Origin of the sequence: Leptolyngbya sp. PL-A3, from assembly GCF_039962325.1 — a bacterium.
Classification (GTDB): Bacteria; Cyanobacteriota; Cyanobacteriia; order Elainellales; family Elainellaceae; genus Vacuolonema.
The window spans coordinates 57,531-67,561 of sequence record NZ_JAMPLB010000038.1; the positions used below are offsets into that span (position 1 = coordinate 57,531).

Below are 10,031 nucleotides of genomic sequence, written 5' to 3' on the forward strand. Positions count from 1 at the left end.
TATGGTTAAGCATATTGAGCAGCAGTGTCTGAGGAATGTCCGATGGTATCCGAACCTAGTGGCTCGTCACCCAAACGCATTGCGTTTTTAGTCGAAAACCACTTTGAGGATGTGGAGTTCCAGATTCCATTTACGGCTCTTCGACAAGCCGGGGCTGAGGTGAAAATCCTGGGTAGCCGGATGACAGATGAGTATGTAGGAAAGCATGGAAACGTTCACATTCGCCCTGATGCCAGTACAACGGAAGTACGTGCTGAAGATTTTGATGGGTTTGTAATCCCAGGTGGTTATGCCCCTGATCGACTGCGTACCTTCGATCAAACTGTGCGTCTGGTCGTGGATGCGATCGCTCAAAACAAAATCATTGCCACTGTCTGCCACGGCCCTCAGCTTTTAATCGAAGCCGACCAGCTGCACGGTAAGCAAGCTACTGGTTTTCGTGCCATCCGTAAGGATATGCAGAATGCTGGAGCCAATTATGTGAACCAGGCTGTTGTCGTAGATGGGAATTTAATTACTTCCCGTCGACCCGGGGATATGGTTCCCTTCACCCTGACCCTGCTCAATAAGCTGAACCTTCAAATTCCAGGTAAAGCTCTGCCTAATCCAGATGAGCAACAGTATGAATTGTGGCATCTGGCCGAACAGTGGGGTGGCTCAACCCTTGATGAGATTGTCAGTGCCTTGAGCCGTGTTTTTCTAAGTGAACGCTATACTCTCACTGAGTTTCAGCATTATGAACGCATGGTCGAGGAAGCTGATGTGAAAGCCATCTTCCGAGACATCGAATCGATGAAGGCTAATCACATCGAGCTGCTGGAACGTCGCTTGCGGGGCCTCAAAGGGGCTGTTACCTGGCAAGCCGTGCGGAAAGATGCTTTTACCCCTCTCCAAGACTATCGGCAGGCTGCAGATACGGGAGTGATATTGCGGCGATCGCTCGGAGACCTACAAACGGGCGCTATTGATGCTAACCAATTTGCATCTCAACTCACAGATCCCATTACCGTGCAGCTCTTAGAGCAAATATCCATGAACCTGGAGCGCTATGAGGAGCAATTGGGTGATTTATACCGTACCCGCATGGGCACCCAGGTCCAGCCTCCCATTCCTACAATGCCTGCTGCGTGCTGATCTCTTAAGGGCCTAATGCCACTGTGCATGAAATGAAATTGCTTTAGCTCAACAGGTTAGATGCCACCGTGATACAGGAGTACCCATGAGAATCCCCGTTGACATTACCTACCGCAACGTTGAGAAAACAGATGCACTTGAGACGTTGATTCAGGAAAAACTCGCCAAATTAGATGAGGTCTGTGACCATATCATGGGCTGCCATATAGCCATTGAGCAGGTCCACACTAGTCCTCAAGAAGGCTCTCCCTACCGGGTTCGCATCGACATGACCATACCACCTCAGCACGAACTGGCTGTGGTCAAAAGTCCCAATGAAGGGGGGCAATACGATTCCCTTGAAAGTGTTATTCGAGATGCCTTTGACGCGGCTCGTAAGCAGCTGAAGAAACTCACCGAACGGCAACACCAGAAGGTGAAGCACCATCCCGAGCAAGTAACGGGAGGCATCATAACTCAACTTTTTGCCAGCGAAGATTATGGGTTTATCAAAACCCTCGATTCCCAGGATATCTATTTCAACCGAAACAGCGTTCTCAACGACGATTTTGATCGCTTAACGGTGGGGACTGGGGTTCGATTCTTCGTGGTAGACGGTGTGGAAGGCCCCCGAGCTAGCACAGTACAGATTGTGGATAAGCCAGGGGTTAGCTCTGAGAAAGTCGAAGAGCACCACGTAGATGTGCCAAATGGATGGGGCACATAAGGTTCTTTGAACCATGTAACCAGTTGTTGTTAGGAGAGGGTTTATGACGCAAGAATCTAATAAAGCAAATGTCAACAAGCAGGGTGAAATTCACCAGCCGCTCCAGCCGGAGGATGTCAGTCCCGAGCAGAAGCATGAGATCGCGGAAATTATGCGGAAAGAGCACCCAACCGTGAATCCGGGCGATCGAATTGACGAGAGCAAAACTCTGGAAGAGAAGGCTCAACAGGTTGCAGTCGACGCGCCTGATATTACGGGCGATCACATTGTCGTTCCCACCTATTTCATTGTGGATGAACCCGATGGCGAACGTAAAGCGTTGCACCACGTTAAGGATGCTGAAGAAATTTCTGATGTTATCCGTCAAGCTCGAATGAATGAGAACGGTGAGCGTGAGTGGTGGTAGAAGAATAAATCTTTTGTATATGTGATGTGCAAAAGATAGTTTAAAGGCTTAGATAGTTGTCTAAGAGGCTAACGAAATGGATTGCAAGGCGGAGAAAAACTCCGCCTTTTTTATTGGTTTTGAAACCGATATCATTCTATCTATAGCTAGAGCCATTTCTGGGCTAATAAGAATGGCTATGAGTATATGCCATATTTTGAAACCTTATGTAATAGAGACATTACACCCACATTCCATCCAAAAGGAGCACAAAAAATAAGATAAAATTATATTGAACGTTATGTAAACACTTGTGTAGATAACCTTGATAATCCATCAAGAATATTGCATAACAATACCAATCTAAAGGTAGATTCATTTCTTGTGCTCGTCTTTTAATCTATAGATAAGTTACTTCTGATCAGAAGAAATATTTCGTACCTCTAATTAAGGTGATGGATATGCCAGACGAAGAAAACAAATCATCAGAAGATGCAAATTATACTCCTGCTCCTGGTGGTGGTCTGCAGACCCCCATTGATGAGCGGCTTCGTACCACTGGCCAGAACGCATGGAAAGCTAACGTGCGTGAAGGCGCTGAGCCGGAAGCTCCTGGTGACAAAAATATCGATGCACCCGGCAACCCGAATCAGGGTACCGATGCTCGTTAATTGTAAATTTGATCCTTCTCTTAGCTAGTCCTCAGAGTGATACAAGGTTTAATCTTGTATCACTTTACTTTTTTATCTATATCCACGTCTTGCATCTTTCTAAAAACAAACAGCAAAGCCTTAATTTCTCATCGTTTTATGATGGAAAAATTAAGGCTTTGCTGTTTAGGGCTGCTTTAAGGGTTGCACCCATGCACGGGGATGTTCTGCTAAATAGAAAAGTCGTGCATGGATCCCCCAACAGAATTCCTGTATTTCCCATATTTAAAAGTGGGGGTATGAATTAGCCGCATCTTCATGGGTTGACTTCTGCCACTGCGACTAGACTGACAATTTTACATGCAGCATATTGTGATTTAGTGGGTACGAGAGATAGATGTGAGGTTTCATCCCATAAGTAGGTAGGTGTAAATAAACATAAAACCCAAAATGCTGTACCGCCCGCGAAGCGGGCGGTACAGCATTTTGGGTTTTATGTTTATTTAGGTTGAACTACTTATCTGTCTCTCGTACCTCACCGAACTGGAAAGGTTTATATGTAAGGGTTCCATATAGAAGAAATGACGTAATAAATTACAAAACACAACTGCTTTTAAGTATTTCTTACAAGTACTTCTATGTATTTTTCCATAAAGGCCCGAAACCGGAATTATACAGATGGTGCCCTATTAGGAAACTCATTTCATCCGTAGAAAGAAGCTTGTCTATGAACTGCGTTTGGCGTTATTAAAGTATTAATTAGATTCCTTTGTAAAAGGGGTGATTTTGTGTCGTAACCTGCATAGGTAATTCCTATGCTGTGTTTCCTTAGGAAATCCCCATAAAAAGCCATAGAGGGCATCTTCTACCTAAGATGGCTAACATGGAGTAAGTCCTTCTAATCTGACGTAACTTTTTGTCAAAGAAATTATTTCCAGAAAGCTGTAAGTGAAAACCCTTATAAGAGTAGACCTCAAGTTTCATAACTGAAATGGTAGAAATGAAACTTTTTTGCAGCTTTTTCACACTTTTTGGGTTAACTAAACTTTTGAGAATCGTAGTTGAGTAACTTCATACTTCCTCCGTAACAGTTATAGGCTGACACAGCATCTAATCTAGAGTCATAAATATGCCGGTTCCACTTCCAGTCAACGAAGCCCAAAGGCTCGCTGCTCTTCAAAGCTATAACATTCTTGATACCGAGGCAGAAGTTGCGTTTGATGATGCCACAAAGCTAGCAGCTCTGATTTGTGGAACCCCTATCTCGATGGTTAGCCTGGTCGATGAGCATCGTCAGTGGTTCAAATCTCGGTTTGGATTAACCGTTGCAGAAACCACCCGAGATCTGGCCTTCTGTGCCCATGCGATTCTCCATTCCGACATTCTGGTTGTACCCGATGCCCTTGAAGATGAACGGTTCGCTGACAACCCGCTGACAAGGGCAGAACCCACGGTACGAGCTTATGCAGGGGCACCGCTAATCAATCCCGAAGGATACGCTTTGGGAACCCTTTGTATCATTGACCATGTTCCTCGGCAATTTACTACGGAACAGTTAGATGCGTTGGCAGCGATCGCCCGCCAAGTCGTCACCCAGCTTGAACTGCGCCGCAAGCTCAATACTCTGACACAGGTGATGCAGGAGCGTCAGCAAACCGAGGCAGAGTATCAGGCTCTTTTTGAAAATGCAGTAGAAGGGCTTTACCAAACGACACAGGCCGGATGCTACTTAAAAGCCAATCCAATGCTGGCTAACATCTACGGCTATAGCTCCGCCGAAGAATTAATGGCGTCTATTACCGATGTCAATCACCTTTATATCAATCCAAGCCGTCGTCGAACTTTTGTGCGCTTGATCGAGTCGAAGGGGCAGGTGTCAGGATTTGAGTCCCAGGTTTATCGCAAAGATGGCGAGATGATTTGGACCTCAGAAAATGCACGGTTAGTTTGTGATGCAGCAGGGCACATTGTGGGCTACGAAGGGAGTGTCACGGACATCAGCGATCGCAAACGCACTGAACAGCGATTACGGGCTCAGTACGCAATTACCCGAATTCTAACGAACGCCACAACCCTGGAAACAGGCGCTACTAAAATTCTACAAGCCCTATGTGGTAGCTTGGGCTGGGCTATGGGGGAGTTGTGGCAGGTTGACCCCCATACCGATGTGATGCATTGCGCCAGCGTCTGGCACCGTCACCAGTCTCAAGTCCAAGAATTTGCTCTGAAAACACGGCAAATGACCTTTGCGAAGGGACAGGGGTTACCCGGTGATGTTTGGCGAACTGGAACCCCCATCTATACTCGCGATATTACTCAAGAAAAGCGCTGTCCTCGTGCCAGGATTGCGGCGATCGCTGGGCTTCATGGCGGCTTAGGCTTCCCGATTGTTTATAAGGGTACGGTACTGGGAGTTGTCTTCTTTTTCAGCGATCAGGTGTCACCCCCTGATCAAGACCTGCTGCACATGTTGACAGCCATTGGCAGCCAAATAGGCCAGTTCATGCAACGCAAACAGGCTGAGTTAGCCCTGCAGGAAAGTGAGCATCGGTTTCGTACCCTCTCCGGTTGTGCCCCTGTCGGTATTTTCTTGACCGATGCACAGGGCAGCTGTACTTACGTGAATGATCGTTGGTGCCAGGTCACCCAGCGTACCTTCCAACAGGCATTGGGGGATGGATGGAGCAAGGTTGTACACCCAGATGACCAGGAACGGGTTTTAGCCGCATGGATGGCCACTACGCAGAGGGGAGATGAATTTGCTTTAGAACTCCGTTTCCTACGGGCAGATAACTCGGTTGCCTGGGCTTTTGGGCAGGCTACTCCTTTGTTCGATAGTGACCATGCTGTAACGGGCTTCATTGGTACCATCAGCGACATTACTGAACGCAAGCGAGTAGAAGCCGAACTTCATCACCAGAACTATCAAATATCTCTGCTTAATGCTATTACCCAGCGCATTCGCCAGTCCCTTAACTTAAGTGAAATCCTCAATACAACGGTGGCTGAAGTTCGGCAATTTCTTCAGGCCGATCGGGTAATTATCTACCGCTTTGAGCCAGGCTGGGGCGGTACGGTGATGGTTGAGTCGGTTACTCCTGGCTGGGTTTCAACGTTAGGAGTCACCATTCAAGATACTTGTTTTCAGGAAGGCGGTTGGAAGACCTATTATCAGGGACGAACCCAGAGTATTGAGGATGTTGATCAAGCTCCTATTACGGAATGCTATAGGGCATTGCTAGCGCGATTTCAGGTGCGGGCCAACCTGGTAGTGCCAATCATTCAGGCACGGGAAACGGCGAGTGCTCAATCTCCTCTGTGGGGGCTGTTGATTGCTCATCAATGTGCCCACTCACGCCAGTGGCAAACCCACGATGTAGAACTTCTACGACAATTAGCCGATCAGGTGGGTATTGCTTTGGTGCATGCACAACTGCTAGAACAAGAAACCCAACAACGGGAATGTCTAGCTTTGCAAAATACGGCCTTGGCCCAAGCAAAACAGACTGCAGAAAAGGCAAATCAGGCTAAAAGTAGCTTCTTGGCGGCTATGAGCCATGAAATTCGTACCCCTATGAATGCTGTGATTGGTATGACGGGGTTATTGCTCGATATGGAACTGACTGATCAACAGCGGGACTATATCGAGATTATTCGCACGAGTGGAGATGCACTTTTAACGATCTTGAATGATATTTTAGATTTTTCCAAAATTGAGTCGGGCAAACTGGAGTTGGAACAGCATCCCTTTAGCCTCACAACATGCATCGAAGAAGCTCTTGACTTACTGGCGACTAAAGCTGCCGAGAAGGGATTAGAACTGGCTTATTTAGTCGCACCCGATGTACCTCGAAGACTACTGGGAGATGTCACACGATTGCGGCAAATTTTAGTGAATTTGCTGAATAATGCCATCAAGTTTACCGATCACGGAGAAGTTATTGTTTCGGTTAATGCCCATCCTATCCAACCGCTTCTCCAAAACACCGCTTATACCAAGTACATTTCCCCATCCTACAAAATTCAGTTTGCTATTAAAGATACTGGTATTGGCATTCCAGCAGATAAGGTAGAACGGTTATTTCAATCCTTTAGTCAGGTTGATGCTTCTACCACTCGCCAGTATGGAGGAACAGGGCTAGGGCTGGCGATTTGTAAGCGGCTCTCGGAACTGATGAAAGGAGATATATGGGTTGAAAGTCAGCCGGGTGTAGGATCAACGTTTCATTTCACCATTGTTACTTCCCTTGCTACCGAACCTGAAAATTCTGTGGCTCTTCCTACTTTGGTCGGGAAGCGAATCTTGATTGTGGATGACAATGCTACGAATCGACAAATTCTTACCCAGCATGCCCATTCCTGGCATATGCAGCCTCAGGCTGTTGATTCAGGAGCCAACGCAGTAGCACGTCTGAAAAAAGGAGAACGCTTTGATCTTGCTATTCTAGATATGCACATGCCAGATATGGATGGCTTGATGCTGGCAAAGGCCATTCATGAGCAGGATGGCTGTCAACACTTGCCGTTGATTATGCTAACTTCCCTGAGTAAGGTAGACCCGTTATTGCCTAAAGACCAACAACACCTTGCGGCGCTTCTCAATAAGCCCATTAAGCCTGCACAACTCTATGCAACCTTAACCGAAATTCTGAACGAAAAGTCACAGTTGCCTCAGCGAGCAAGTGTTGTTGAGCGTACCCTACCACAACCAGAACAAAGCCAATCCCTCAGGATTCTGCTAGCAGAAGACCATCTGGTTAACCAAAAGATTGCGTTACTCATGTTGCACCAATTGGGGTATCGAGCCGATGTTGTGGGTAATGGGTTAGAAGTTTTGGAAGCACTGCACCGTCAGCCCTACGATGTGGTGTTGCTGGATGTACAAATGCCAGAGATGGATGGCTTGGAAACAGCCGATTGTATTTGTCGGCAATGGCCGCTTCAAAACCGCCCTTATCTCATTGCAATGACGGCTAATGCGATGCAGGGCGATCGCGAAATTTGTCTCAATGCAGGCATGAATCACTACATTAGCAAACCCATTCGTAAGGCAGATTTATCCCAAGCCCTTAGCCAATATCAACTTCATCTTTTACCAGTATCCTCCTCCGATACCTCCTTGCCCCTCTCTCCCATGGAGCGCTTGCCCGCTATAGATCAAGCTGTTTTAGAAGCGTTTCGGCAATCGATGGGAGACGATACTGGCTCATTTATGGTCGAGTTGATTGACTATTACCTGGCAGATACTCCTCATCTGTTGCAGCGGATGCAGGAGGCGATCGCCCAGCATAACTTTAGAGACCTTCAAATGGTTGCCCACGGCCTGAAATCCAGCAGTGCTTCTTTGGGGGCGATGCATTTAAGCCAGCTCTGCCATCAGTTAGAATTAATGCCCCTGCCCCTAACACCTGAACGCGTTACCCCCCTCGTTACCTGCCTAATATCTGAGTACCAGGAGGTGGAAACAGCTCTACGTTATGAACGTACAGCTATTTGAAAAGGTTGTTTTTCCGCAAGATACAGAAAAACAACCTTTTCAAATAATGTTTGAAAACCCAAATGCAAAGGCCATGGGAAATCAAACTATTTCTCTACATCCCTCTATCGAGTCATATCTAACCACTTTAACTAACCATGATGACTTCTTCTCATGTGCAACGCCGGACGACAACTCTACCAGCCGCAAAATCCACTCCAATGGTTTTGCTGATTGACGATGAACCCTTTATGCGAATGCAAGTACGCCGTTTTCTGGAGAAGGAGGGTTATCAAATAGTTGAAGCCACGAATGGCCAGGAAGGTATCGATGCCTGCAAACGTCTTCATCCAGATTTGATTTTGCTGGATGCCATGATGCCAATTATGGATGGGTTTGAGTGCTGTAACCAGTTACAAGCGTTACCAGCATCAGATCACACTCCTGTATTGATGATTACAGGGCTAGAGGATCAATTCTCCGTTGATAAAGCCTTTGCTGTCGGAGCAATAGATTACATCACGAAACCATTTCATTGGGCAGTTTTGCGCCAACGAGTTCATCGCTTAATCCAACAATCTCAACTTTTACAACAGTTAGAGGAGTCTAATCGAGTTTGGCAGCATTTGGCAGCCGTGGATGCATTGACACAGCTAGCGAATCGTCACCAGTTGGATGTGCAGCTTGATGTTGAATGGCGACGTATGGCACGAGAGGAAGCCCCTCTATCCTTCATCCTGTGTGACATCGATTTCTTCAAGCGTTACAACGATGCTTTAGGTCACCAGGCTGGAGACGCATGCTTGCGGCAGGTGGCTAAGGTAATTAAGAGAGTTGCCAAACGTCCAGGAGATTTAGCTATCCGTTATGGAGGAGAAGAATTTGCCGTCATTCTACCGAATACTCCTCTAGATGGTGCAGTGAAAGTGGCAGAAAGGCTACAAAATGCAGTGCAGAGAATTCAACTTGTCCATCCTAATTCAAAGGTCAGTTCCTACGTCACGTTAAGTACTGGGGTGAGTACAACTTTTCCATCTCAAACGTCTTACTTGCTGCCAGAAGCGTTAATTACTGCAGCTGATAAGGCTCTTTACGAAGCCAAAGCAATGGGACGCGATCGCTTCTGTGTCCACTCTCTCAGTTGACCTCAAAACTGTGCCTGTACGGCGGGTTTCAATCGCCAGGGATCCTGTACAGAATAAAACCCGGAATTTTTTTGGGAGGTATAACGAAGCCGTACCTCTGACAAAAAATTCCGGGTTTTATTCTATTGAAATTTTTAAGGATGTGCGAGTGGATGGCGAGAAGGTGCTAGTGGCTCGCACAGCTATTTCTCTATCTTAAGATGAGCTACTCCCACGATTTTTAAGCCTTTTTGCTTATGCATTATCTTCCAATGGATCTCTGTTTAGCTGCCTGTTTTCCCTTACAAACGAAGTATTGCTGTGTGGGAGTTATTGCTATGAGTGTGGAAGATTTTCAGCAGAGGCTAACTGAATGCGATCGCGCTACTCTTGAGTACCACTATATTTTTAGTGATGCCTTAGAACATCAACAGTCGCTGATAGAGCTATGTTTATTTGTGGTGTATGAGTAAAGGAGAAGAAACGGCGTATCCTGCTGGATAAGGAAAAAGACCAGACGAGGATACACCATGAATAACGACAATCTTATTGCATT

The 10,031-nt window shown here is 46.5% G+C and carries 7 protein-coding genes; all 7 read left to right on the top strand.

Going from position 1 to position 10,031, the window contains the following annotated elements:
• Positions 1 to 42 precede the first annotated feature (42 nt).
• The 7 genes from NDI52_RS23390 (at position 43) to NDI52_RS23420 (ending at position 9,948) form a co-directional block, all read left to right on the top strand.
• Positions 43 to 1,134 (top strand): type 1 glutamine amidotransferase domain-containing protein, encoded by a 1,092-nt coding sequence (locus NDI52_RS23390; RefSeq protein ID WP_190773170.1) that lies wholly within the window; start codon positions 43 to 45, stop codon positions 1,132 to 1,134.
• Positions 1,135 to 1,219: 85 nt separating this feature from the next.
• Positions 1,220 to 1,840, top strand: coding sequence for an HPF/RaiA family ribosome-associated protein (locus NDI52_RS23395; RefSeq protein WP_190773169.1), 621 nt, complete (start codon positions 1,220 to 1,222; stop codon positions 1,838 to 1,840).
• 43 nt (positions 1,841 to 1,883) lie between these two features.
• A complete protein-coding gene (locus NDI52_RS23400; RefSeq protein WP_190773168.1) occupies positions 1,884 to 2,246 on the top strand; it encodes a hypothetical protein in 363 nt (120 codons plus the stop codon).
• Between the two features lie 440 nt (positions 2,247 to 2,686).
• The gene (locus tag NDI52_RS23405) at positions 2,687 to 2,896 is read left to right on the top strand and encodes a hypothetical protein (protein ID WP_190773175.1); all 210 of its coding nucleotides are present in this window, start codon (positions 2,687 to 2,689) and stop codon (positions 2,894 to 2,896) included.
• Between the two features lie 1,108 nt (positions 2,897 to 4,004).
• The gene (locus NDI52_RS23410; RefSeq protein ID WP_190773167.1) at positions 4,005 to 8,372 is read left to right on the top strand and encodes a GAF domain-containing protein; all 4,368 of its coding nucleotides are present in this window, start codon (positions 4,005 to 4,007) and stop codon (positions 8,370 to 8,372) included.
• Between the two features lie 137 nt (positions 8,373 to 8,509).
• Entirely contained in the window at positions 8,510 to 9,496 is a 987-nt protein-coding gene (locus NDI52_RS23415; RefSeq protein WP_242035622.1) for a PleD family two-component system response regulator, read from the top strand.
• A gap of 317 nt (positions 9,497 to 9,813) precedes the next feature.
• Entirely contained in the window at positions 9,814 to 9,948 is a 135-nt protein-coding gene (locus tag NDI52_RS23420; RefSeq protein WP_277874358.1) for a hypothetical protein, read from the top strand.
• Positions 9,949 to 10,031 lie beyond the last annotated feature (83 nt).

What these genes read in the sequence shown, in the direction of transcription:
- NDI52_RS23390 (WP_190773170.1), top strand. Translation starts at nt 43, where the DNA reads ATGGTATCCGAACCTAGTGGCTCGTCACCCAAACGCATTGCGTTTTTA.
- NDI52_RS23395 (WP_190773169.1), top strand. Translation starts at nt 1,220, where the DNA reads ATGAGAATCCCCGTTGACATTACCTACCGCAACGTTGAGAAAACAGAT.
- NDI52_RS23400 (WP_190773168.1), top strand. Translation starts at nt 1,884, where the DNA reads ATGACGCAAGAATCTAATAAAGCAAATGTCAACAAGCAGGGTGAAATT.
- NDI52_RS23405 (WP_190773175.1), top strand. Translation starts at nt 2,687, where the DNA reads ATGCCAGACGAAGAAAACAAATCATCAGAAGATGCAAATTATACTCCT.
- NDI52_RS23410 (WP_190773167.1), top strand. Translation starts at nt 4,005, where the DNA reads ATGCCGGTTCCACTTCCAGTCAACGAAGCCCAAAGGCTCGCTGCTCTT.
- NDI52_RS23415 (WP_242035622.1), top strand. Translation starts at nt 8,510, where the DNA reads ATGATGACTTCTTCTCATGTGCAACGCCGGACGACAACTCTACCAGCC.
- NDI52_RS23420 (WP_277874358.1), top strand. Translation starts at nt 9,814, where the DNA reads ATGAGTGTGGAAGATTTTCAGCAGAGGCTAACTGAATGCGATCGCGCT.